A 23,860-nucleotide genomic window follows, 5' to 3' on the forward strand; every position below is an offset into this window, starting at 1 on the left:
CCCCACGTCGTGTCCGGACGCCGCGGCCCCTCAGTGCGCGGCGTCGTGCCAGTTCTGTCCGCTGCCGACCGAGACGGCCAGCGGGACACGCAGATCATAGGCCGAGCCCATCTCGTGCGCCACGAGGTTTTCGACCTCCTCGCGCTCGCCCGAAGACACCTCCACCACGAGTTCGTCGTGCACCTGCAGCAGCACCCGGGACCCCAGGCCCCGCTCGGTGAGCGCCGCGTCCACCCGGAGCATGGCCACCTTGATGATGTCGGCGGCCGACCCCTGGATGGGCGCGTTGAGCGCCATGCGCTCGGCCATCTCCCGGCGCTGGCGGTTGTCGCTGGTGAGGTCGGGCAGGTAGCGGCGGCGCCCCAGGATGGTCTCGGTGTAGCCGACCTTGCGGGCCTGCTCCACCACCTCGTTGAGGTAGTCGCGGACCCCGCCGAACTCGGCGAAGTAGTCCTCCATCAGGCGCCGGGACTCCTCCGGCGTGATGCCCAGCTGCTGGGACAGGCCGTAGGCGCTCAACCCGTAGGCCAGACCGTAGCTCATGGCCTTGATCCGGGCCCGCGCCTCCCCGTCGACCCGGTCCACCGGCACGCCGAAGACCTGCGCGGCCATCTGGGCGTGAAAGTCGTAGCCGCTGTTGAAGGCGTCGATCAGCGCCTGCTCGCCGGACAGGTGCGCCATGATGCGCAGCTCGATCTGGCTGTAGTCGGCGGTGAGCAGCTCGGAGTAGCCCTCGCCCACCACGAACGCCCGGCGGATCCGCCGCCCCACGTCGGTGCGGACCGGGATGTTCTGCAGGTTGGGCTCGGTGGAGCTGAGCCGTCCGGTGGCGGCCACCGTCTGGTTGAAGGTGGTGTGGATGCGGCCGTCGTCGGCGATGGTCTTGATCAGACCCTCGACCGTGGTGCGCAGCTTGGTCTGGTCGCGGTGGTGCAGCAGCACCGCGGGCAGCTCGTTGTCGGTCTGCGCGGCCAGCCAGGCCAGGGCGTCGGCGTCGGTGGTGTAGCCGGTCTTGATCTTCTTGGTCCGGGGCAGGCCCAGGTCCTCGAACAGCACCTGCTGGAGCTGCTTGGGCGAGCCCAGGTTGAACTCGCGGCCCACGATCTCGTGCGCCCGTTCCACCGCGCCGCGGGCCGCGGCGGCGAACTCGCCCTGCAGGCCCTCCAGGTAGGCGCGGTCGGCGGCGATCCCGGCCCGTTCCAGGCGGGCCAGCACGTCCACCAGGGGCAGCTCGACCTCGTGCAGCAGGTGGGTGCCGCCGCGCTTGTCGAGTTCGGCCGCCAGCACCCCGGCCAGGTCCCGGGTGGCGCTCGCGCGTACCGCCAGCAGCTGCTGGCCGTGCGCGCCCTCCTCGCCGTCCCCGCCCAGGTCCAGGGTCAGCTGACCGCCGGAGGAGTCCTCCTCGAGCTCCCGGCCCAGGTACCTGCGGCACAGGTCGGCCAGGTCGAAGCGGCGCTGCCCCGGCTGGGCGAGGTAGGCGGCCAGGGCGGTGTCGCTGACCACCCCGCTCAGGGTCCACCCGTGCGCGCCCAGCGCCAGCAGGGCGCCCTTGTACTCGTGCACCGCCTTGGGCCGGTCGGGGTCGGCCAGGAAGGCGGTCAGGGCCTCGGTGTCGGCCGCGTCCAGCGCGGTGGGGTCGACCAGGACCGCGGCCCCGGAGGGCACGCTGAGCGCCAGCGCGTCCACCCGGCCGGTGCCGCTCCCCCACGTGCCGTCCACGGCCAGTCCGGCGGGGGCGGTGGGGGCGAGGGTGTCGCCGTCGGCGGTGCCGGGGGCGGCGTGCTCCTCGATCCAGGCGGCCAGCTCCCCCGTCCCGGCCACGGTCAGGTCCACCCGGAACCCCTCGGCGGGCGCCGGGGCGGCCTCGTCCGCTCCGCCCTCCTCCGTCCGGACGACGGCGTACAGGCGCTCGCGCAGGTTGGAGGCGAACTCCAGGTTGTCGAAGAGCGCGTCGATCCCGGCCCGGTCGGCCCGGCCCAGCTCCAGGGCCCGCACGTCCACGCCCAGCTCGACGTCGGTGGCCAGGCGGTTCAGGCGCTGGTTGCGCAGCACGTCGTCGAGGTGGTCGCGGAAGCTCTGCCCGGCCTTGCCGGTGAGCTCGTCGGCGTGGGCGACGAGCTCGTCCAGGGAGCCGTACTTGGTGATCCACTTGGCCGCGGTCTTGGGGCCCACGCCGGGCACGCCCGGCAGGTTGTCGGCCTTCTCCCCCACCAGCGCGGCCAGGTCGCGGTAGCGGTCCGGGGAGACGCCGTACTTGTCCTGTACCGCGGCGGGGTCCATACGCCGCAGGTCCGACAGGCTCTTGCCGGGGTACAGGACCGTGCAGGAGTCGGTGACCAACTGGAAGGCGTCGCGGTCGCCGGAGGCGATGAGCACCTCCATCCCGGCCTCGCCGCCCTGGCGGGCCAGGGTGGCGATGACGTCGTCGGCCTCGAAGCCCGGCGCGGAGAGGTTGGCCACGCCGACCAGCCGCATGAGGTCCTGGGTGAGCGGCACCTGGGAGGGGAACTCCGGCGGGGTGTCGGAGCGGCCGTCCTTGTACTCGGCGTACTCCTCGTGCCGGAACGTGGGACCGGACAGGTCCCAGGCCACCGCGATGTGGGTGGGTTCCTCATCGCGCAGCAGCTTGACCAGCATCGACGCGAAACCGTAGATGGCGTTGGTCGACTGCCCGGTGCTCGTGCCGAACTTCTCCACCGGCAGCGCGAAGAACGCGCGGAAGGCCATGGAGTGGCCGTCCAGGAGCAGGAGCCGGGGGCGCCGGCCGCCGTCGGAGGCGCTGGCCGGGGATGTCTGGTCGGGGGTCTCTCGCTTGGTCACCACAGGTGAATCCTAGGATGCCACGCGGACACTTCGCGGCCGTGCCGCGAGAACACCGGGGACCACCGCGCCCGGTCCGGACCGTTCCGCCGTCCGGACGGCGCTCCCCGCCGACGGGAGGGCACACACATGACGACGGACGCCGAGGCGCTGCGCGCGATGCTCGACAGCGGCGCGCTCCAGCGCGGCCTGAGCGAGCGCATGGGCATCGAGATCACCGAGGTCTCCACCGAGCGGGTGGTGGGCAGGATGCCGGTCGAGGGCAACGTCCAGCCCTTCGGGCTGCTGCACGGGGGCGCTTCGTGCGTGCTGGCCGAGTCACTGGGGTCGGTCGGCGCCACCGCCCACGCCGCGCGGTTCGGCATGGTGGCGGTCGGCATCGAGATCAACGCCACCCACCACCGGTCGGCCACCGGGGGGTACGTGACCGGCGTGGCCACCCCGGTGCACCTGGGCCGGACCCTGGCCACGTGGGAGATCGCGATCACCGACGAGGAGGGCCGCAAGGTGTGCACCTCCCGGCTCACCTGCATGCTGCGCGAGATGCCCGGCGGATAGGGAACGGGGCGGGGAAGGAAAGCACCGCTTCACGCCCTTGTGTAGCGCTCCTGTAGCTTCCTTACGGCCCGGCCGTAATTATTGACGGCCGGGCTCCGCCCTGCCCACGAACCGCGACAGTTTGCTTTCCCTCGGGCACGCATAGCTGCGAACTGTACAGACAACGCTCCCGGGACGCCGGGGATGACTACGGAGCCATAACAGCATGACGGCGAGTCGGCACCAACGGCCGGTCGGCGCTTTCGAAGCCGCGGCGCCCGTGATTAAGCTCCGCTAACGCTCCTGATTAAGTCATGCCACACAACGCGGACATCAGGACGCACACGCCCATGGCACGGCCGCGCTGCGCGGTACGTGCTTCGCCGGTTGAACGGAGTGACCACGATCATGGCAAGCAAGAAGGTCCTAGGCCTCACTGCCGCAACCGCGGCCCTTGTCCTCGGCCTGACCGCGTGTGGCAGCGACGGCGGAAACGGCGGCGACGGGGGCGGCGGAGGTGAGGAGTTCACCTACGGCATCATCTACCCCCAGACCGGAAACCTGGCCTTCCTCGGCCCGCCCCAGGTCACCGCCGCGCGCTACGCGATCTCGGAGATCAACGAGGCCGGCGGCATCCTCGGCACCGAGGTCCCCGAGCTCATCGAGGGCGACGAGGCCGGCGACAACGCCCAGGCCAACGAGGCCGCCAACAGCCTGGTCTCCGACGAGGTGAACGCGGTCATCGGCGCCGCCGCCTCCAGCATGACCCAGGCGACCTACGACACCGTCACCGGCGCCGAGATCGTCCAGTGCTCGGGGTCCAACACGTCCGCCGAACTGTCCAACATCGAGGACAACGGCTACTACTTCCGGACCGCGCCCAGCGACCTGCTCTCCGCGGTCGTGATGGCCCGCAAGATCGTCGAGGACGGCCACCAGAGCGTCGCGGTCGTCGCCCGCGCCGACGACTACGGCGGCGGTTACGCCAACGCCCTCCAGGACGAGCTGGAGTCCCTGGGCGCCCAGGTCTCCGTGAACGAGACCTACGACCCCGAGGCCACCACGTTCGACTCGGTCGTCAACTCCGTGAACGACGAGGAGCCGGACGCCGTCGCGCTCATCGCCTTCGAGGAGGGCGCGCAGGTCATCGCCCAGCTGCTGGAGAGCGGCACCGAGGGCGACCAGATCTACGTCACCGACGGCCTCAACGACCCGGAGCTGGGCGAGACCGTCAACCAGGACGATCCGGACAGCGTCAACGGCATCACCGGTGTCGCCCCGAGCGCGGACAACGAGGAGTTCAACAGCGGGCTCACCGAGTTCGAGTCCGACCTGGACGTGTTCCAGTTCGCCCCGCAGGTCTTCGACTGCGTCACCGTGATCGCCCTGGCCGCCGAGGCCGCGGGCAGCGTGAACCCGTCCGACTACGTGGCCGAGCTGCCCAACGTCAGCCGCCCCGAGGGCACCGAGTGCGGTTCCTTCGCCGAGTGCCGCGACCTGCTGGCCGACGGTGAGGAGATCAACTACCAGGGCGTCAGCGGCAACATCGACTTCGACGACAACGGCGACCCGACCGCGGCCACCTTCGAGATCTTCCACTACGGAGACGACGGCCACGAGGTCCTCGGCTACGAGGAGCACTCACTGCAGGACTAGTACACGGCGGAGCGGCTCCGTCCGCCCCTGAGACACGGCGAAGAGCGCCCCGGGAGGTTCTCCCGGGGCGCTCTTCCCGTCTTCCCGCGGAAGGGGGACGCGGTGCCGGCGGCGGGGTCGTGGCTGTTCCCCGCCGCCGTCCGCGCGTGCCCCCGGACGGCCCGGCCCGCGTCAGCGGGACCAGCGGCGCGCCACGTCGGCCGCCAGGGCGCGCAGCTCCTCGGCGGAGCGGGACATGGCGGCCTCCACCGACCCCGAGGACTCCACGAGGGAGTAGGTCTCGGTGATCCCGGCGCTGGCGGCCTCGGCCCGGCCGACCTTGACGATCCCGGCGGTGACCACGCACGGGACGCCGTTCTTGCTGGCGGCCTGGGCCACGCCGTGCGGCAGCTTGCCCCGCAGGGACTGGGAGTCGAAGGAGCCCTCCCCGGTGATGACCAGGTCGGCGCCGGCGAGCCGGTCGGCCAGGCGCACGGAGTCGAGCACGAGGCTGATCCCGGACTCCACGGTGCCGCCCAGGAGCAGCAGGGCGAAGCCCAGGCCGCCCGCGGCACCGGCGCCGGGGGTGTCCCGGACGGTCCCGTCCGGGTCGACGCGGTCGGCGAAGGCGGTCAGGGCGAGGTCCAGGCGCTGGACCTGGCCGGGGTCGGCGCCCTTCTGCGGCCCGAACACGGCACTGGCGCCGTGCAGGCCGAGCAGCGGGTTGTCGACGTCGGTGGCGGCGACGAGCCGCACCCCGGCCAGGGCCTCCCGGGCGGGTCCGAGGTCGACGGCGTCGACGGGCTCGGCCAGGGCCGCGCCGCCGCGGCTCAGGCGGTCGGCCGGGACGGCTCCGAGGGCGGCCAGGAGCCCCGATCCGGCGTCGTTGGTGGAGCTGCCGCCGAGGCCGACCACGACGGTGCGGGCGCCCGCCCGGGCCGCGTGGGCGACCAGTTCGCCCACACCGTGGCTGGTGGTGCGGCCGGGGTCGCGCCGGTCGGCGGGGACCAGGTGGAGGCCACAGGCCTGGGCGCTCTCCACGTAGGCGGTGCCGTCGTGCAGGAGGTACTCCGCGGTCACGGGCGGGCCGAGGGGGCCGGTCACCTCGGTCGAGTGCACCTCGCCGCCGAGGGCGGTGTGCAGCACCTCGACGAACCCGGGACCGCCGTCGGAGAGCGGAAGCAGTTCCGTCCGGGCGGAGGGGTCGGTCCGGTGCCAGCCGTCGGCGACGGCCTGGGCGGCTTCGAGCGCGGAGAGGGTACCGGCGAACTTGTCAGGAGCGATGAGGATACGCACAGGCCCCAGTGTGCCAGGCCACATTTCCTCGGGCGCGAGGCACCCCTGGTCAGCACCCGAAGACCCGACCACAGGACCTTTCCGGCTCACAGGCCGGGGGCGCCGTAGACCGGGAACCAGCGGGAGCGGTCCTTCTCCAGGGGCAGGTCGCCCCCGATGGCGGCCTCGGCCTGGAGTTCGAGGGCGTTGTCGCGGCGCTGGCCGCCCGCGGGGGCGAAGGGGTAGAAGGTGCCGCGCTTGTAGAGGTAGACCAGTCCCAGGGAGCGGGTCCCGTCGGTGAAGCCGACCAGGGAGCACAGCAGTGAGGGCCCGTACCCGTTGGCCTCCAGGGTGGAGTTGACCGCGTGCAGGTCGGTCACCAGACCGGTGATGTCGGGCTCGGCCTCCTCGCCCGCCTCCCGGGAGCCGACCACGAGCCACGTGTAGCCGTAGTCGTCGTTGATCTGGCCGACGGGCGGCCCGCCTCCGGCGTTGAGCAGCGCGGTGACGTCGCGCTCCAGGTCGGCGAAGGCGGCGCCCTCGCTGGCGCGGAAGGCCACGGAGCCGGTGCCGGTGGGGCGGAACCCCGACGCGGCACGCAGGGTGACGGCGGCCGAGGGCAGGCCGAACAGGGCGTCGAGGTCGGGCTTGGCCGGTGCGGAGCGCCCCAGCAGGGCTCGCCAGAAACTCATCGTGCTCCCTTGCTCCTTGTCGGCGGTACGGATGCGGCGGATCAGCGGCCCTGGCCGAGCTGGCGGGAGATGTCGGACAGCTGGGCCAGGCGCTGCTGCACCGGCGGGTGGGTGGCGATCAGCTGGCTGAAGCTGAACCCCTGCCGGGAGAAGGCCGGGGCGAAGAAGAACGCGTTGAACGGCTCTACCTGGCGCAGGTCGCGGGTGGGGATGCGGGCCATGTCGCCGGTGATCTTGGTCAGGGCGCTGCCCAGCATGGAGGGACGACCGGTGAGGTAGGCGGCGGCGCGGTCGGCGGACAGTTCTCGGTAGCGCGAGAGCGCGCGGGTCAGCAGGAAGCTGAGCGCCCAGGCCACCGCGCTGACCAGGACGACGAGCAGGGCGACCACGGCCGGGGCGGGCCCGTTGTTGTTGCTGCGCATTCCCCCGCTGAACATGGCGAAGCGCAGACCGGCCTGGGTGAGGAACCCGGCGACGATGCCGAGGAACCCGGCGACGGTCATGACCATGACGTCGCGGTGGGCGACGTGGGACAGTTCGTGGGCCAGGACCGCCTCCAGCTCGGGGCCCTCCAGGCGGCGCATGAGGCCGGTGGTCACGCAGATGACCGCGGACTTGCTGTTGTGGCCGGTGGCGAAGGCGTTGGGGACGTCGGTGTCGGCGATCCCCACCCGGGGCTTGGGCATGTCCGCCAGGGCGCACAGCCGGTCGATCACGGCGTGCAGCTCGGGCGCCTGCTGGGGTGAGACCTCCTTGGCGCCCATGGAGAACATGGCGATCCGGTCCGAGGCGAAGTAGCTGAACAGGGCGAACCCGGCGACGATCAGCAGGACCAGCCACACGTTGAGTCCGACGAGGATCAGCCCCGCGATGAAGGCCATGTAGACCAGGGCGAGCAGGCCCATGGTCATCACCATGCGGGCGGTCAGCCCCCGGTCAGGTCTGAACTTGGAACCGGCCATGCCGTGCTCCCTCCCGCTGCGGTGTCGACTGTCTCGGAGTGTAGTTCGCACAGGTGAGAAAGGGGCGGGAGCCGGTCGTGGGCGTCAGCGCACCGCTTCCTCGGGGAACCCCTACCCGTTACCCCTCCCGCCAACGTGCCGAACCCGACCGGGGTCGCGCACAACGGCAAGGGGCCGCCGCGACCCGGGGGTCGCGGCGGCCCCTGCGACGCGCGCACGCGGGCACCGAGCGTGACTCCGACCGGCCGTGGCCGTGGCCGGTCGGGCCCACCCACCCTGTCCCGGGCGCACCTGGACGGTGGCGGTGCGCCCGGGCGGAAAACCGGCCTAGCCGGGGATGAGTCCGTCGTCCTGCAGCATCTGCCGCACCTCTTCCATGCTGGCGTCGGCGTGCGGAAGGATGAACTGCGAGGGCTCCAGCGCGTCGGGCGGCAGCGGGGTGCCGTCCTCGCGCACCTTCTGCAGCAGGTCGTGCAGGGCCTGGCGGAACGCGGCCTCGTCGCCCGCCTCGATGGCCGACTCCAGTGCGGAGTCGAAGGAGTTGAGCAGGTCCAGGTCGGCGTCGGTGAGGTCGAGCTGGCCCTCACCCATGATGCGGACGATCACGCGCCCTCCCGGTTGCCCGTGGTACCGGTGCCGTTCCCGCCCTCGATCTGCGGGGTGGAGCCGCCGTTGCCCTGGCCCAGCTCCATCTTCATGCGCTCCAGCTCGTTCTCGACGCCGGCCGTGCTGGCCATGCGGTCGAGCTCGCTCTGGATGTCGTCCCGGGCGGTGCCGGTGACGTCGTCGAGCGCCCCGGAGGCGAGCAGTTCGTCGACGGCGCCCGCGCGGGCCTGCATCTCGGCGGTCTTGTCCTCGGCACGCTGCACGGCCATGCCGACGTCGCCCATCTCCTCGGAGATGCCGGAGAAGGCCTCGCTGATCTGGGTCTGGGCCTGGGCGGCGGTGTAGGTGGCCTTGATGGTCTCCTTGCGCGTGCGGAAGGCGTCCACCTTGCTCTGCAGGCGCTGCGCCGCCATCGTGAGCTTCTGCTCCTCGCCCTGGAGGTTGGCGTGCTGCTCACGCAGGCTCTCGATCTGCGTGGTCAGGCCTGAGCGGCGGGTCAGGGCCTCGCGGGCGAGGTCCTCACGGCCCTGGGTCAGGGCGGCGCGGCCCTGGTTCTCCAGCTTGCTGGACTGCTGCTCCAGCTGCTGGATCTGGAGCTCGACGCGCTTGCGGGAGGTCGCGACGTCGGCCACACCACGACGGACCTTCTGCAGGAGCTCAAGCTGTTTCTGGTACGAGTAGTCGAGGGTTTCCCTGGGATCCTCGACCGAGTCCAGGGCTCGGTTGGCCTTGGACTTGAAGATCATCGAAAGTCGCTGAAACACGCTCATTGGCGTGGCCGTCCCCTTCTCGGTGCGTACATCGGCTGTTCCCAGCGGGCGCTTTGCCCAACCCTACGCGGTCTGGTCCGCGGTCGCCATAAAGCGACGAGCGGCTACCCTGAAGGTGTGTTCCGACGTCGCTCCGCTTCCACAGCCACGGATTCGGCCACCGCCGAATCCGCCAGCCCTGAGGCCACTGAGGCCACCCAACCTAAGGGATATACCCCCAAGAAGGGTGTGCCCACCCCAAAGCGCAGGGAGTCCGAGGCGACCCCGCGCCGGCCGCTCAAGGCGCCCGAGACGCGCAAGGAGGCCTACCGGGCCTACCGGGAACGTCTCGAACGTCAACGCGGACTGGGCGCCCGGGGTTCCGCCGCGCCCAAGGGCGTACCCAAGGACGAGGCCCGCTACTACCGCCAGCAGGACCTCGGCGAGGCGCGGGCCTACGCCCGCGACTACGTCGACTCGCGCCGCAGCGCCAGCGAGTTCTTCCTGCCGTTCTCCATCGTGATCATCGCGCTGCTGTTCATCAACAACCCGGTCTTCCAGATCGGCGTGGCCTACGTCGCGTGGCCGCTGATGATGGTGACGATCATCGGCGAGGGCGTCATGACGGGCCGCACGGTCAAGAAGCGCGCCGCCCAGTACTTCCCCGACGACCCGGGCGTGCGCGGTGTGGGCATGTACGCGGCCATGCGCCAGCTGCAGTTCCGCCGCCTGCGCCTCCCCAAGCCCCGGCTGAAGGTCCGCGAGGACCCCACGCCGCGCGGCGCCCGCTGACCCGGGCGGTGTGAGCGGGGCCGGTGCGCGTACCGGCCCCTCACCTCCCCCGCCTTTGGGAGCGTGCCCAGAGCACCGCGGAAAACCTCGCGAAGAGCCACAAAGCACCGTTAGAGTGCTCGGCATGGAATTTCGGCATCTAGGCAACAGCGGTCTCATGGTCAGCGAGATCGCCTACGGGAACTGGCTCACCCACGGCTCCCAGGTGGAGGAGGACACGGCCAGGGCCTGTGTCCGAGCGGCACTGGACGCCGGTGTCACCACCTTCGACACCGCCGACGTCTACGCCCAGGGCAGGGCCGAGGAGGTCCTGGGCCGCGCCCTGAAGGGGGAGCGCCGCGACGGGCTGGAGATCTTCTCCAAGGTCTACTGGCCCATGGGTGAGGGCAAGAACGACAAGGGACTGTCCCGCAAGCACATCCTCCGCGGCGCCGAGGACTCCCTGCGCCGCCTGGGCACCGACTACCTGGACCTGTACCAGGCGCACCGGTTCGACTACTCGACCCCGCTTGAGGAGACCATGCGGGCCTTCGAGGACCTGGTCCGCCAGGGCAAGGTCCTCTACGTCGGCGTCTCGGAGTGGCGCGCCGAGGAGATCGAGCAGGCGCTCAAGATCGCCGACGAGATGGGCTTCGACCGCATCGTCTCCAGCCAGCCGCAGTACAACATGCTCTGGCGCGTGATCGAGCCCGAGGTCGTCCCGGTGTGCGAGCGCGAGGGCATCGGCCAGATCGTGTGGTCGCCGATCGCGGGCGGCGTCCTGACCGGCAAGTACAAGCCCGGCCAGGAGATCCCCGCCGGTTCGCGCGCCGCCGACCCCCAGAGCGGCCGTTTCCTGCAGGGCCCGCTGGAGGACCAGGTCCTCCTGGAGCGCGTGCAGAAGCTGGAGCCGCTGGCCGCCGAGGCCGGTCTCTCCCTGGCCCAGCTGGCGGTGGCCTGGGTGCTGCAGAACCCGAACGTGTCGGCCGCGATCATCGGCGCCTCCCGCCCCGAGCAGGTGGAGGACAACGTCCAGGCCGCCGGGGTCCGCCTCGACCCGGAGCTGCTCGCGCGGATCGACGAGGTCTTGGGTGACAGCGTCAAGCGCGACCCGGCGCTGACCAAGAGCCCGGAGAACATCCGCGGCTAGCGGAACCCCCCGGCGCGGCTCGGCGCCCCAAGGCGGCGTTCGGGTTGGAGCGGACACAGTGGCCCCTCCGGTGCCTCGCGGGGACCGTGTGTGATCGTGCCACGGCGTGGGTAGCTGTCGCACCCGCGGATCCGAGGCGGGGAGGGCCGATGGACATCGGGGAGATCATCGAGGCGGTCGGGACGGCCGTCGACGTCGCCGGGGTCGGCGTCATCGTCGTCGGCGCCCTGGGCTCGACCGTCCTGTTCGTCCGCCGGTGGATGAGCGGACGGGACCTCGACGCGGCCTACCGGCCCTACCGCCACGGGCTGGGCCGGGCGATCCTCCTGGGGCTGGAGTTCCTCGTGGCGGGGGACATCATCCGCACGGTCGCGATCTCTCCCACCTTCGCCAGTGTGGGGGTGCTCGCCGGGATCGTCCTCATCCGCACCTTCCTCAGCTTCTCCCTGGAGGTGGAGCTGGAGAACCGGTGGCCGTGGCAGTCCGCGCGCCGCCCCTCCCCCGGGCCGGGCTGATCCGGGGGGCGGAACCGCTTCAGCGAGCCAGGTCCCGGGACAGGTGGGAGCGGCGCAGGCGCCTCGTGCGCAGCAGCCGGGACAGGTCGGCGCGGGTCTGGTGGGACAGCTGGACGTGGAAGTAGTTGACGTGCTCCAGCAGGGCGAACAGCCACAGCCCCGGCCACACCCGGGTCCACGGGGCACCGTCCGCGAGGGCCCACCCGATGAGGGCGCCGCCCGCCAAGAACAGCACGGGGTCGACCCGCCGCAGTACCCGGAACACCGGCAGGCCCGCCGGGCGGCGCGACCGCGCGCGGAGCTGGTGCGCCTTGGCCCACCAGTAGGCGCTGCCCTGAACCAGCAGCAGCGCGAACAGCCCGAAGCCCACCAGGTTGGCGGGTGCGGGCGGCACGCCCGGGAAGTGGAACAGCGCGACCGCGAGCAGGGGGATGTTGACCAGTTCCAGGACGGTCGGGTTGCGCAGGGATGACATCACGGTTCGTATCATCCGGGGGGACGGAAACGGCTGGCGGCACCTGGCCGGAAGCGGTCAGCCGCACAGCCGGGGACCGCCCGGGCCCTCTCCACCGAAGAGGAGACGGGGGCCGGGGCGGAGCGCGCTACTCGACCGGTTCCAGGGCCATCTCGTAGACCTGCTTGTCGCCCTCCAGGAGGGCGACCCGGTCCACGCCGCCGTCGGCGAGCTCCTGCCAGTTCTCACCCAGCCAGCTCTCGGCGTCGCCCCGCGAGGTGAAGGTCTCCGCGGGCAGGTCCCCGTCCACCGGACGGGAACCGCCGGCTCCGAAGTACCGCCAGGTCCACGCCATGTCTCGATCGCCCCCTCGTCGCTCAGGCCACGGTGCGGGTCACCGTGATCCTGTGCCGAGCTTAACCAAGGCTTGGTGGAGGATGCGGTTTACTCATGTGGGTGCGTATCCGTTTTCTGGGGACAGCGGGACATTCGGGGTGGCCCGCCCCGCAGTGCACCTGCGCCTCGTGCAACAAGGCCCAGGCCGAGCGGCGCCTGCCGCTGCGGGTGACCGTGGACGACCGCTTCCGCATCCGCGAGTCGGGGGCCGTCGGCCCGGTACCCCCGGGGTACTCGGTGACGCCCACCCCCGACGGCGTACTGGTGGAGGGACCCGACGGCGGCAGGCTGATGTACGCGCGCACCGGCCCCGGGCCCCTGCCCGGCGTCCCACCGGTGGAGGCCCGGGCGGAGGGCTCCTCGGGCTACTCCTCGACCCGCCCCGACCAGCAGGTGGACATGGTCATCGTGGACGCCGCCCAGCGCCCCGAGGTCATCGGTGAACTGCGCCGCTCCGGGGTGATCGGGGTGACGACGGCCGTCGTGGCGGTCGGCGGCGACCACCGCGTCCGCTCCCCCGAGGAGTTCGCCCGGCGGGCCCGGCTGTGGGGCGCCCTGGTGCCGGGGGACGGCCAGGTGCTGTCCTGCCCCCCGACGGTGTGGCCGGAGTCGCGGCCGCGCGGCCCGCACCGCACGCTGGTCACGGGGGGCGCGCGCTCGGGCAAGTCCACCGAGGCGGAACTGCGCCTGCTGGCCGAGCCGAAGGTGCTGTACGCGGCGACCGGTCCGGCTCCGGACCCGGTGGCCGACCCCGAGTGGGCCGACCGGGTGGCCCAGCACGTGCGGCGGCGCCCGTGGTGGTGGAGCACGGAGCAGACCACCGACCTGCCCTCGGTCCTCAAGCGCTCCCGGGGCGCGGTCCTGGTGGACTGCCTGGGCACCTGGCTGACCGCGGTCATGGGCGAGGCCGGGCTGTGGGACGAGTCCCCGCCCTCCGACGCCCAGGAGCAGGTCGAGGCCTCCGTGCACGGGCTGCTGGAGGCCTGGCGCGCCACCCAGGCCTACGTCGTGGCGGTGACCAACGAGGTCGGTTCGGGCGTGGTGCCCGCCACCCGCGCGGGAGGGCTGTTCCGCGACCACCTGGGACGTCTGAACCAGTGGGTGGGCGCCGAGTCGGAGGACGTGGTCCTGGTGACCGCGGGCCGGGTTACGGAGCTTCCGTGACCGGCGGCCCCGGAGAGCGGGTGCGCGGCCGCCGCGGCAGCGCCCTGGCCGGGGCGCGGATGGCGGTGGGCACGTTCACCGTCCTCCCGGTGCGCGCGGAGCGGGTGGACCGCGCCGCGGCCGGGTGGGCGATGGTGTGCGCGCCCGCGGTGGGCGCGCTCGTGGGCGCGGTGACCGGCGCGGTGGCGGCGGCGGGCGCGGCCGCGGGCCTGTCCGCGGCGCTGGCGGCCGTCCTGGCCGTGGGCCTGTCCGCGCTGCTGACCCGGGGACTGCACCTGGACGGCCTGGCGGACCTGGCCGACGGGCTGGGCAGCAACCGCCCAGCAGAGGGCGCCCTGGAGGTGATGCGCCGCTCCGACATCGGACCGTTCGGCGTCGTCACCCTGGTCGTCGCCCTGGCCGCGCAGGCGCTGGCGCTGGGACAGCTGGCGGCGGCCTCACCCTGGGCGGCGCTGACCGGTGCGGCGGCGGCCGGTGCGGTGGGGCGGCTGGCGGTCACGCTGGCGTGCACCCCGCGGGTGCCGCCGGCCCGGCCGGAGGGGCTGGGAGCGTTCGTGGCGGGCACCGTGCGCTGGCCCGGGGCCCTGGCGGCCGGGGTGTGCACGGCCGCGGTGTGCCTGGCCGGGTGGGCGCACGCGCCGGGCTTCGCGCTGGCCTGTCTCCTGGCCGGGGTGGCGGGGCTGGTGGTGGCGGGCGCGGTACTGCGCCGGGCGGTGCGGCGGCTGGGCGGTGTCACCGGCGACGTGCTGGGCGCGCTGGCGGAGTCGGCGGGCACAGCGGCCCTCGTGGTGGCCGCCGCGGCCGTCACATGGCTGTGAGGTCCGCTGTGAGGGCGCGGACGGCCCCCACCAGGGGGTTTCCTACCATTCGGTGATCCGAGCGGCGTGCGCGATGTCGTGATCATCACATTTTTTCACACGGGGTTTCACCCGTCCCACACGCGGGGAGCGCGCTCCAGCCCTGGTGGAGACGCACGACACCTCCCACCGGCCTCCAGGGCCACGCTCGGGGCCCGCGCCCACCGGGGCCGATCCGGATAACCCGTGGCCCCCGCGACGGCGCACAGCGCAGCGTCAGGGCCCCTCCCGACCCGGGGCGCCGCGTCGCCGCCGGGCGTGCGGGGCGACTAGCATCGGGAACGTGAGCACGTCGTTGTCAGTACATACGGAGTCCCCCAGTTCGCTCGACGCCGACGCGGTTGTCGTCGGCTACCACTCCGGAGGCGACGCTCCGGAACCCGCGTCGGGCGCTCATGACGTCGATGCCGCCTTCTCCGGCGGCCTCGCCCAGACCCTGTCGCTCCTGGGAGCGAGCGGCGCACCCGAGGAGGTGCACACCCTTGCCTCCCTCGGAGCCGTCAAGGCCCCGGTCGTCGTCGCGGTCGGTCTCGGCCCGGCGCCCGCCGAGGGGCCCGTCGACTCCGAGACCCTGTCCCGCGCGGCCGGCGCGGCGCTGCGCTCGCTGAGCGCGCGCCCCGAGGGCGCGGGCCGGGTCGCCCTGGCCCTGCCCGCCCAGAGCGCCGCCGAGGCCGAGGCCGTCGCCCTCGGCGCCCGGCTCGGCGCCTACTCCTTCGACCGCTACCGCACCGGTGACGGCAAGAGGTCCGAGACCACCGCCGAACTGCTCCTGGTCTCCGGTGCCCCCGGCGCCGCGGAGGCCGCCGGGCGCGCCGAGGTCCTGGCCGAGGCGGTCAACCTCACGCGCGACCTGGTCAACACCCCCCCGGCGGACCTGGTCCCCGAGGACCTGGCCTCCGCCGCCCAGGAGATCGCCCAGCGGGCGGGCCTGGAGATCGAGGTCCTGGACGAGCGCGCCCTGTCCGAGGGCGGCTACGGCGGCCTGACCGGCGTCGGCCAGGGTTCGGCCAACCCGCCCCGCCTGGTGCGCCTGGCCCACACCCACCCCGAGGCCACCCGGACCGTCGCCTTCGTCGGCAAGGGCATCACGTTCGACTCCGGCGGCCTGTCCCTCAAGCCCGCGGGCTCGATGGACTGGATGAAGTCCGACATGGCCGGCGCCGCCTCCGTGCTCGCCGCCATGCGCGCCATCGCCGCCCTGAACCTGCGGGTCAACGTCGTCGGCTACCTCGCCGTGGCCGAGAACATGCCCAGCGGCACCGCCCAGCGCCCCTCCGACGTGCTGACCATCTACGGCGGCAAGACCGTCGAGGTGCTCAACACCGACGCCGAGGGCCGCCTGGTCATGGCCGACGCCCTGGTCCGCGCGCACGAGGACCAGCCCGACCTGGTCGTGGACATCGCCACCCTCACCGGCGCCCAGCTGGTCGCGCTCGGCACCCGCGTGTTCGCCGTCATGTCCAACGACGACGACGTGCGCGACGAGGTCGTCTCCGCCGCGGGCGCCGCGGGTGAGGCCTCCTGGCCGATGCCGCTGCCCGCCGAGCTGCGCTCGGGGCTGGACTCCTCCGTCGCCGACATCGCCAACGTGGCGGGCGAGCGCTGGGGCGGCATGCTGTCCGCGGGCGTGTTCCTCAAGGAGTTCATCGAGGAGGGCGTCAAGTGGGCGCACCTCGACGTCGCGGGCCCCTCCTTCAACCAGGGCGGTCCGTACGGCTACACCCCGAAGGGCGGCACCGGCGCGGGCACCCGCACCCTGGTCCGCATCGCCGAGGAGTACGCCAGGTAGCACCCGTGGAGGGGCGGGTCCTGTGAGCCGCAGCGCCCGCCCCCTCCCGGCCGCCGCGGCCGTCCACGTCGCCCCCCGGTTCCCACCCGGCCGCGGTCCCACCCATCACCAGCCACCACAACAAGGAGTTCGTTCCCGTGAGTGAGAGCGGCGGCACCTTCGACCTCGTCGTCCTTGGCGGCGGCAGCGGCGGCTACGCGGCGGCACTGCGCGCCGCGGAGCTGGACATGAGCGTCGTCCTGATCGAGAAAGACAAGCTCGGCGGCACCTGCCTGCACCGCGGCTGCATCCCCACCAAGGCCCTCCTGCACTCGGCCGAGGTCGCCGACTCCGCCAAGGAGAGCGAGAACTTCGGTGTGCGGGCCACCTTCGAGGGCATCGACATCGAGGCCGTGCACCAGTACAAGGACAAGGTGATCGGGGGCCTGTTCAAGGGCCTGACCGGCCTGGTCAAGTCGCGGAAGATCACCGTCGTGGAGGGTGAGGGCAAGCTCACCGGCACTGATGAGGTCACCGTCGACGGCGCCGTCTACAAGGGCCGCAACATCCTGCTGGCCACCGGTTCCCAGCCCAAGACCCTGGGCCTGGACATCGACGGTGAGAAGGTCATGACCAGCGACCAGGCCCTGGGCCTGAACCGCGTCCCCGAGTCGGTCATCGTCCTGGGCGGCGGCGTGATCGGCGTGGAGTTCGCCAGCGTGTGGCGCTCCTACGGCGCCGACGTCACCATCGTCGAGGCCCTGCCCCACCTGGTCCCGGTGGAGGAGGAGTCCAGCTCCAAGCTCCTGGAGCGGGCCTTCCGCAAGCGCAAGATCAAGTACGAGCTGGGCACCCCGTTCGAGTCGGTCAAGACCACCGACTCCGGCGTCACCGTCACCCTCAAGGGCGGCAAGACCCTGGACGCCGAGATCCTGCTCGTCGCCATCGGCCGCGGCCCCGTCTCGGAGGGCCTGGGCTACGAGGAGCAGGGCATCACCCTGGACCGCGGCTTCGTCCAGGTGGACGAGAACCTGCACACGGGTGTGGGCAACATCTACGCCGTGGGCGACCTCATCCCCACCCTGCAGCTCGCCCACGTCGGCTTCGCCGAGGGCATCTTCGTCGCCGAGCACATCGCCGGGCAGAACCCGCCCGCGATCGACTACGACGGTGTCCCCCGCGTCACGTACTGTGAGCCCGAGGTCGCCTCCGTCGGCCTGACCTCCAAGGTCGCCAAGGAGCGGGGCCACGACATCGTGGAGATGAACTACAACCTGGCCGGCAACGGCAAGAGCCAGATCCTGCAGACGCAGGGTGCGGTGAAGGTCATCGCCGAGAAGGACGGCCGCGTGCTGGGCGTCCACATGGTCGGCAGCCGTGTCGGCGAGCTGATCGCCGAGGGCCAGCTGATCTACAACTGGGAGGCGCTGCCCGCGGAGGTCGCCCAGCTGATCCACCCGCACCCGAGCCAGTCCGAGGCGCTGGGAGAGGCTCACCTGGCGCTGGCGGGCAAGCCGCTGCACGTCCACGACTGACCGCACCACCCGGGGGCGGGCCGCCCGAGGCCCGCCCCCGCACACATCCGCGCTGCCCAGTCAAGGGGTTGGGCAGAAGACCGCGCCCAGATCCAACGAGGAACCCATGCCGACATCCGTTTCCATGCCCGCCCTGGGTGAGAGCGTCACCGAGGGGACCGTCACCCAGTGGCTGAAGAACGTGGGCGACACCGTAGAGGTGGACGAGCCGCTCCTGGAGGTCTCCACCGACAAGGTGGACACCGAGATCCCTTCACCGGTCGCGGGTGTGCTCACCAAGATCCTCGTCCAGGAGGACGAGACCGTGGAGATCGGCGCGGAGATCGCCGTCATCGGCGGTGAGGGCGAGAGCGCCGACGAGGGCGGGGCCGAGCCCGCCGCCGAGGAGCCCCAGCCCGAGCCGGAGGAGGAGCCCGCTCCCCGGGCCGCCGAGCCCGAGCCCGAGCCCGCTCCCTCCCCGGAGTCCGAGCCCACCGCCCAGAGCGAGTCCTCCGCCGGCGGCCCGACCACGTCGGTGACCATGCCGGCCCTGGGTGAGAGCGTCACCGAGGGGACCGTCACCCAGTGGCTGAAGAGCGTCGGCGACACCGTAGAGGTGGACGAGCCGCTCCTGGAGGTCTCCACCGACAAGGTGGACACCGAGATCCCCTCGCCGGTCGCGGGTGTGCTCACCAAGATCCTCGTCCAGGAGGACGAGACCGTGGAGATCGGCGCGGAGATCGCCGTCATCGGCGGCACCGGTGACGAGCCCCCGGCCACCTCCGAGGCCCCGGCCCCGCCGAGCGCCGAGCCCAGCCCCGAGCCCGCCGCGGAGGAGCCGCAGCCCGAGCCCGAGCCCGCCGCGGAGGAGCCGCAGCCCGAGCCCGAGCCCGCCCCCGCGGCGGACCAGCGCGAGGAGGAGGGCCCGTCGGTGGACATCGGCACCCTCAGCGGTACCGGCCGCGCCTCGGGCACCGACGCCGGCACCGAGGCGTACGTGACGCCGCTGGTGCGCAAGCTCGCCGCCGAGCACGGTGTGGACCTGGGCAGGGTCAGGGGCACCGGTGTGGGCGGGCGCGTGCGCAAGCAGGACGTCCTGAAGGCCGCCGAGGAGCAGAAGGCCGCCGCCGCGCGCGCCGCCGCCCCGGCCCCGTCCTCCACCCCGAGCAAGGTCGCCGACGACTCCTCGCTGCGCGGACGCACCGAGAAGCTCACCCGCCTGCGCCTGTCCATCGCGGACCGCATGGTGGAGTCGCTGCACGTCTCGGCCACGACCACGCAGGTCATCGAGGTGGACGTCACCAGGATCGCCCGTCTGCGCGAGCAGGCCGCCGACCGCTTCGCCGAGCGCGAGGGCATCACGCTGGACTTCTTCCCGTTCTTCGCGCTGGCCGCGGTGGAGGCCCTGCGCAAGCACCCCAAGCTCAACGCGGTGGTCGACAGCGACAAGCAGGAGGTCACCTACCACGACGTGGAGAACCTCGGAGTGTCGGTGGACACCGAGCGCGGGCTGCTGGCCCCGGTGGTCAAGGAGGCGGGCAAGCTCAACCTGAGCGGCCTGGCCCACCGGATCACCGACCTGACCGAGCGCGCCCACACGGGCAGGCTCGGGCCGGACGAGCTGGGCGGCGGTACGTTCACCATCGCCGAGACCGGGTGCACCGGCGCGCTGTTCGGCACGCCGATCATCAACCAGCCGCAGGTGGCGATCCTGGGTACCGGCGCGGTCGTCAAGCGCCCCGTCGTGGTCGAGGACCCGGCCATGGGCGGTGAGGTGATCGCGGTGCGCTCGATGGTCTACCTGTCGCTGGCCCACGACCACCGCCTGATCGACAGCGCCGACGCAGGACGCTTCCTGCAGACGATCAAGGACCGCCTGGAGGAGGGCGCCTTCGAGGGCGATCTGGGCCTGTCCTAGGCCGTGCCGTTTCGGACCTGCGCTCGGCCCCGGTCCGTTCACGGGACAGGGCCTCAGCAGCCGTGACACCGGCCGGGCCGGGTACCGCCGAGCGGTGCCCGGCCCGGTGGCGTTCTCCGGCGGCCTCCCGCCGGACACGCCCGATTTGACCTCAAGTGCTCTTGAGGTCTTAGCGTTGGTCTGCCAGAATCCACGGCGCGCCGCGCGGCTCGCTCCCACCGGGGCGGACCCGCGGTCCGGACGAGCCGCCCCGCGCGCCCGCCCGACGTGCCCGCCTGCCCGGGCCGAGACGGCACGACAAGCAAGGACCCTGATGGACAAGCTTCGGATCGCGGTCATCCTCGCTGCCAACCGGCGGGGCCGCACCGGACCCGCCGTCTCCCGCTGGTTCGCGGAACTCGCCGTCAAGTACCCGGACCAGGACGTGGTGTTCGACTTCCTGGACGTGGCGGAGATCGGCCCCGCCGACGGCCACGGCGGACCGATGGCCCCCGCCCCGGCGCGGACCGTGGCGGAGGCAGACGGGTACGTGGTGCTGACCCCGGAGTACAACCACGGCTACCCGGGAGAGCTCAAGAGCGCCATCGACGCCGCGCGCCGGGAGTGGTTCGGCAAGGCCGTGGGGTTCGTCTCCTACGGCGGGATGTCCGGCGGCCTGCGGGCGGTCGAGCAGCTGCGGCTGGTCTTCTCCGAGCTGCACACCGCGACGATCCGGGACACGGTGAGCCTGCACAACGCCCAGGCGATGTTCGGCGAGGACGGCGAGCCCCTGGTGGACCTGGCGGCCTCGGAGGCGGCCGTGGAGCGGATGCTGCGCCAGCTGACCTGGTGGGCGCTGGCCCTGCGCGAGGCCCGCGAGCGCCGCCCCTACCCGGGTTAGCCCGGCGGCGCGCCGGGACGGGGTGGAGCGGACCGGCGGGTGGACGGGGCGGTGCCTCGCGGCACCGCCCCGTCTTTCTACCCCACCAATCACCATCCCCTGATGATCCCCATCATCAAAGGTCTGAGGTCGGGCGCGCGACAGCCAGCCCGACGGCGCGTCGCCCACAGTAGCCCCGCGCTGACGCGGAGTTCCTGTCCCCACCTTCAAGGTAGAAGACCCGGGCTCCCCCGCGCAGCTCTTTCGCGGAAAAAGCAGAAGAAAAAACGGGTGGGTGGTCCAGGACACGCCTTTGGCCCCGCCCCGCGTGCGAGATACGGGGCGCTGGGGGTAGACCCTGGTTCATGAGAGTGGCGATCACGGGGGCATCAGGACTCATCGGCAGGGCGCTGGAGGCGTCCCTGCTCGACGACGGGCACACGGTGGTGCGCATGGTGCGGCGCCTTCCGCGGGTCCAGCACACACCGGGTTTGGAGGAGGCGGAGTGGCGCCCCGAACAGGGGCGGGTGGACACGGTGGCCCTGCACGAGACCGACGCCGTGGTGCACCTGGCCGGGGCCCCGGTCGGCCCGGCGCTGTGGACCCGGCACCGGCGGGCGCTGATCCGGCGCAGCCGGGTGCGCGGCACCCGCACGCTGTGCCAGGCGCTGGCCGGCATGGACCGCCCGCCGCCGCGACTGCTGAGCGCGTCGGGGATGCACTACTACGGGGACACGGACGGGCGGACGGCCACCGAGGACAGTCCGCCGGGTACGGGCTTCCTGGCCGGGGTGTGCCGGGACTGGGAGGAGGCCACCGCCCCGGCCGTCGAGGCGGGCCTGTCGGTGGCCCTCATGCGCACCTCGGTGGTCCTGGACCGCTCGGGCGGGATGCTGCGCCCCCTGCTTCCGCTGTACCGGGTGGGTCTGGGGGGACGCCTGGGGTCGGGGACGCAGTACATGAGCTGGATCGCCATGCGCGACCACGTCGGGGCCCTCCGCTTCCTGCTGGAGCACCCCGAGATCACCGGGCCGGTGAACATGTGCGCCCCCGAGCCGGTGAGCAACGCCGACTTCACCCGGGCGCTGGGCCGCGCCCTGGGACGCCCGGCCTTCCTTCCCGTCCCGGCCACGGCGATGCGGGCGGCCCTGGGGGACTTCGCGGAGGAGACCGCGCTGATCGACCTCCGGGCGGTGCCCGAACGCCTCCTCAAGGCCGGTTATTCCTTCGCGCTCCCCACGATCGACCGTGCGCTATCCGACATCCTGGCCAGACCCGTACCTTCCACCGGGGCGTAAGGTGGATGTGTGAGTGATCTCGTTTACGCATGGCTGGGCGACACCCCCGTCCCGTACCACCAGGGCTGGGACCTGCAGAAGCGGCTCCACGAGCGCCGCGTCGCCGACGAGGTGGCCGACACCGTCCTGTTGCTGGAGCACGAACCCGTGTACACCGCGGGAAAGCGCACCGGGAGGTGGGATCGTCCCATCACCGACCCCGGTGCGCCCGTCGTGGACATCGACCGGGGCGGCAAGATCACCTGGCACGGCCCCGGTCAGCTGACGGTGTACCCCATCGTCCGCCTGTCGGACCCCGTGGACGTGATCGCCTACGTCCGGATGCTGGAGGAGGCCATCCTGCGCACCATCGCGGAGTACGGCCTGACCGGCAAACGGGTGGAGGGACGCACCGGGGTGTGGCTGGAGGCCGATCCCGGACGCGGGCTGATCGAGCGCAAGGTGGCCGCCATCGGCTGCCGTATCGCCCGCGGGGTCGGTATGCACGGACTCGCGTTGAACTGCGACAATGACTTGTCGTGGTACGACCGGATCGTCCCGTGCGGGATCAGTGACGCCGGGACGACCTCGCTCTCCGCCGAGCTGGGGCGCGACGTGACCGTGGCCGACGTACGGCCGCGGATGGAGCGCCACCTGGCGGACGTCCTCGGTGCGGACGGTTACAGCCACACCGACGGCGCCGAGCTGCTCACCGGCGCCACCGCCCGTGGATGACACACCACACCATGAGCCAGTCCCCGCAGGGACACAGTGCCCCCACGAGGGGCGAGAGGGTCCCCGCCACGGGGCACGGAAGGGAACGGGTTCACGTTGACCATCGCTCCTGAGGGCCGCAAGCTGCTGCGCGTGGAGGCGCGCAACAGCGAGACCCCCATCGAGAAGAAGCCGCCGTGGATCAAGATCAAGGCGCACATGGGGCCCGAGTACACCGAGCTGCACTCGCTGGTCAAGAACGAGGGCCTGCACACGGTCTGCCAGGAGGCGGGCTGCCCCAACATCTACGAGTGCTGGGAGGACCGCGAGGCCACGTTCCTCATCGGCGGCGACCAGTGCACGCGGCGCTGCGACTTCTGCAACATCGCCACCGGCAAGCCCACCGCCCTGGACCGGATGGAGCCGACCAAGGTCGCCAACTCCGTGAAGACCATGGGCCTGCGCTACGCCACCATCACCGGTGTGGCCCGTGACGACCTGGAGGACGGCGGCGCCTGGCTGTACGCGGAGACCGTCCGCAAGATCCACGAGCTCAACCCGGGCACGGGCGTGGAGCTGCTGATCCCCGACTTCAACGCCGACCCCGACCAGCTGGCCGAGGTGTTCGGCTCGCGGCCGGAGGTGCTCGCGCACAACGTCGAGACGGTGCCGCGGATCTTCAAGCGCATCCGCCCGGGCTTCCGCTACGAGCGCTCCCTGAAGGTGATCACCGAGGCGCGCGCGGACAACCTGGTCACCAAGTCGAACCTGATCCTGGGCATGGGCGAGACCCGTGAGGAGATCAGCGAGGCGATGCGCGACCTGTACGAGGCCGGGTGCGACCTGCTCACCATCACCCAGTACCTGCGCCCGTCCAAGCTGCACCACCCGATCGACCGGTGGGTCAAGCCGGAGGAGTTCGTGGAGCTGGGCGAGGAGGCCGAGGAGATCGGCTTCGCCGGTGTCATGTCGGGTCCGCTGGTGCGCTCCTCCTACCGGGCGGGGCGCCTGTACAAGCAGGCCCGGGAGAAGCGGGACGCCGAGAACGCCGCCCTGGCGAACAACGCGTAGCGGGCTTTTCGCCTTAGTCGTGACCAACCTGGAACGGTGGCCCCCGGGCCACCGTTCCTCATGTAGGGGCACGTCCACATATCCTGGTGAGCGCGGCGCACCGCTGGTGTCGCCGACCACACCCAGGTCGACCGCGAAGAGGAGGCAAGGCAGTCC

General features: G+C 72.2%; 22 protein-coding genes. 14 read left to right on the forward strand and 8 right to left on the reverse strand.

Annotated features, from left to right (window positions below; genetic code table 11):
• Positions 1-30: 30 nt before the first annotated feature.
• Positions 31-2,823, reverse strand: coding sequence for a DNA polymerase I (polA, locus tag FYW95_RS00450; protein ID WP_159941077.1), 2,793 nt, complete (start codon positions 2,821-2,823; stop codon positions 31-33).
• Between the two features lie 126 nt (positions 2,824-2,949).
• Here polA and FYW95_RS00455 point away from each other — a divergent pair, with 126 nt between their 5' ends.
• Positions 2,950-3,378 carry a PaaI family thioesterase gene (locus FYW95_RS00455; RefSeq protein WP_159941079.1) on the forward strand — a complete coding sequence of 143 codons (429 nt, stop codon included), beginning with the start codon at positions 2,950-2,952 and terminating at the stop codon, positions 3,376-3,378.
• A gap of 387 nt (positions 3,379-3,765) precedes the next feature.
• Positions 3,766-5,013, forward strand: coding sequence for an ABC transporter substrate-binding protein (locus FYW95_RS00460; protein ID WP_160049869.1), 1,248 nt, complete (start codon positions 3,766-3,768; stop codon positions 5,011-5,013).
• A gap of 171 nt (positions 5,014-5,184) precedes the next feature.
• Here FYW95_RS00460 and FYW95_RS00465 read toward each other — a convergent pair whose 3' ends face one another.
• The 5 genes from FYW95_RS00465 to FYW95_RS00485 form a co-directional block, all read right to left on the reverse strand.
• Positions 5,185-6,288: a glycerate kinase family protein gene (locus FYW95_RS00465; protein ID WP_160049870.1), complete on the reverse strand. Its 1,104-nt coding sequence runs from the start codon at positions 6,286-6,288 to the stop codon at positions 5,185-5,187.
• Positions 6,289-6,374: 86 nt separating this feature from the next.
• Positions 6,375-6,959, reverse strand: a complete 585-nt coding sequence (locus tag FYW95_RS00470) for a PspA-associated protein PspAB (protein ID WP_159941085.1) — start codon at positions 6,957-6,959, stop codon at positions 6,375-6,377.
• A gap of 41 nt (positions 6,960-7,000) precedes the next feature.
• Positions 7,001-7,921 carry a zinc metalloprotease HtpX gene (gene htpX / locus FYW95_RS00475; protein ID WP_159941087.1) on the reverse strand — a complete coding sequence of 307 codons (921 nt, stop codon included), beginning with the start codon at positions 7,919-7,921 and terminating at the stop codon, positions 7,001-7,003.
• Between the two features lie 327 nt (positions 7,922-8,248).
• Complete coding sequence (locus FYW95_RS00480; protein ID WP_159941089.1) at positions 8,249-8,527, reverse strand: PspA-associated protein PspAA; 279 nt, start codon at positions 8,525-8,527, stop codon at positions 8,249-8,251.
• Positions 8,524-9,297, reverse strand: coding sequence for a PspA/IM30 family protein (locus tag FYW95_RS00485; protein ID WP_159941091.1), 774 nt, complete (start codon positions 9,295-9,297; stop codon positions 8,524-8,526). Before FYW95_RS00485 ends, FYW95_RS00480 begins: the two co-directional genes overlap by 4 nt.
• A gap of 117 nt (positions 9,298-9,414) precedes the next feature.
• Here FYW95_RS00485 and FYW95_RS00490 point away from each other — a divergent pair, with 117 nt between their 5' ends.
• From FYW95_RS00490 to FYW95_RS00500, 3 genes are all read left to right on the forward strand, one after another.
• Complete coding sequence (locus tag FYW95_RS00490) at positions 9,415-10,068, forward strand: DUF3043 domain-containing protein (RefSeq protein ID WP_159941093.1); 654 nt, start codon at positions 9,415-9,417, stop codon at positions 10,066-10,068.
• Between the two features lie 124 nt (positions 10,069-10,192).
• On the forward strand, positions 10,193-11,197 hold the full coding sequence (locus FYW95_RS00495) for an aldo/keto reductase family protein (RefSeq protein ID WP_201294576.1): 1,005 nt from the start codon (positions 10,193-10,195) through the stop codon (positions 11,195-11,197).
• Between the two features lie 149 nt (positions 11,198-11,346).
• The gene (locus FYW95_RS00500) at positions 11,347-11,712 is read left to right on the forward strand and encodes a DUF1622 domain-containing protein (protein ID WP_159941095.1); all 366 of its coding nucleotides are present in this window, start codon (positions 11,347-11,349) and stop codon (positions 11,710-11,712) included.
• A 19-nt stretch (positions 11,713-11,731) separates the two neighbouring features.
• Here FYW95_RS00500 and FYW95_RS00505 read toward each other — a convergent pair whose 3' ends face one another.
• Both FYW95_RS00505 and FYW95_RS00510 read right to left on the reverse strand, forming a co-directional pair.
• Positions 11,732-12,187, reverse strand: a complete 456-nt coding sequence (locus FYW95_RS00505; RefSeq protein WP_160049911.1) for a hypothetical protein — start codon at positions 12,185-12,187, stop codon at positions 11,732-11,734.
• 127 nt (positions 12,188-12,314) lie between these two features.
• Positions 12,315-12,521 carry a hypothetical protein gene (locus FYW95_RS00510; RefSeq protein ID WP_160049871.1) on the reverse strand — a complete coding sequence of 69 codons (207 nt, stop codon included), beginning with the start codon at positions 12,519-12,521 and terminating at the stop codon, positions 12,315-12,317.
• Between the two features lie 209 nt (positions 12,522-12,730).
• Here FYW95_RS00510 and FYW95_RS00515 point away from each other — a divergent pair, with 209 nt between their 5' ends.
• The 9 genes from FYW95_RS00515 to lipA all read left to right on the forward strand — a co-directional run bounded on the left by FYW95_RS00515 (position 12,731) and on the right by lipA (position 23,704).
• Entirely contained in the window at positions 12,731-13,726 is a 996-nt protein-coding gene (locus FYW95_RS00515; protein ID WP_159941329.1) for a bifunctional adenosylcobinamide kinase/adenosylcobinamide-phosphate guanylyltransferase, read from the forward strand.
• A gap of 59 nt (positions 13,727-13,785) precedes the next feature.
• The gene (locus tag FYW95_RS00520; protein ID WP_159941330.1) at positions 13,786-14,544 is read left to right on the forward strand and encodes an adenosylcobinamide-GDP ribazoletransferase; all 759 of its coding nucleotides are present in this window, start codon (positions 13,786-13,788) and stop codon (positions 14,542-14,544) included.
• A gap of 322 nt (positions 14,545-14,866) precedes the next feature.
• A complete protein-coding gene (locus FYW95_RS00525; protein WP_159941099.1) occupies positions 14,867-16,372 on the forward strand; it encodes a leucyl aminopeptidase in 1,506 nt (501 codons plus the stop codon).
• A 137-nt stretch (positions 16,373-16,509) separates the two neighbouring features.
• A complete protein-coding gene (gene lpdA / locus FYW95_RS00530; RefSeq protein WP_159941101.1) occupies positions 16,510-17,886 on the forward strand; it encodes a dihydrolipoyl dehydrogenase in 1,377 nt (458 codons plus the stop codon).
• 106 nt (positions 17,887-17,992) lie between these two features.
• A complete protein-coding gene (gene sucB, locus FYW95_RS00535; protein WP_159941103.1) occupies positions 17,993-19,783 on the forward strand; it encodes a 2-oxoglutarate dehydrogenase, E2 component, dihydrolipoamide succinyltransferase in 1,791 nt (596 codons plus the stop codon).
• Between the two features lie 313 nt (positions 19,784-20,096).
• Positions 20,097-20,663: an NADPH-dependent FMN reductase gene (locus FYW95_RS00540; RefSeq protein WP_159941105.1), complete on the forward strand. Its 567-nt coding sequence runs from the start codon at positions 20,097-20,099 to the stop codon at positions 20,661-20,663.
• A 344-nt stretch (positions 20,664-21,007) separates the two neighbouring features.
• Positions 21,008-21,940, forward strand: a complete 933-nt coding sequence (locus FYW95_RS00545; RefSeq protein ID WP_201294578.1) for a TIGR01777 family oxidoreductase — start codon at positions 21,008-21,010, stop codon at positions 21,938-21,940.
• Between the two features lie 9 nt (positions 21,941-21,949).
• Positions 21,950-22,654, forward strand: a complete 705-nt coding sequence (lipB, locus tag FYW95_RS00550; protein ID WP_159941107.1) for a lipoyl(octanoyl) transferase LipB — start codon at positions 21,950-21,952, stop codon at positions 22,652-22,654.
• Between the two features lie 96 nt (positions 22,655-22,750).
• Positions 22,751-23,704 (forward strand): lipoyl synthase, encoded by a 954-nt coding sequence (gene lipA / locus FYW95_RS00555; protein WP_159941109.1) that lies wholly within the window; start codon positions 22,751-22,753, stop codon positions 23,702-23,704.
• Positions 23,705-23,860: the final 156 nt, after the last annotated feature.

The sequence above is a fragment of the Nocardiopsis sp. FR4 genome (assembly GCF_009830945.1).
In the GTDB taxonomy this organism is placed as follows: domain Bacteria; phylum Actinomycetota; class Actinomycetes; order Streptosporangiales; family Streptosporangiaceae; genus Nocardiopsis.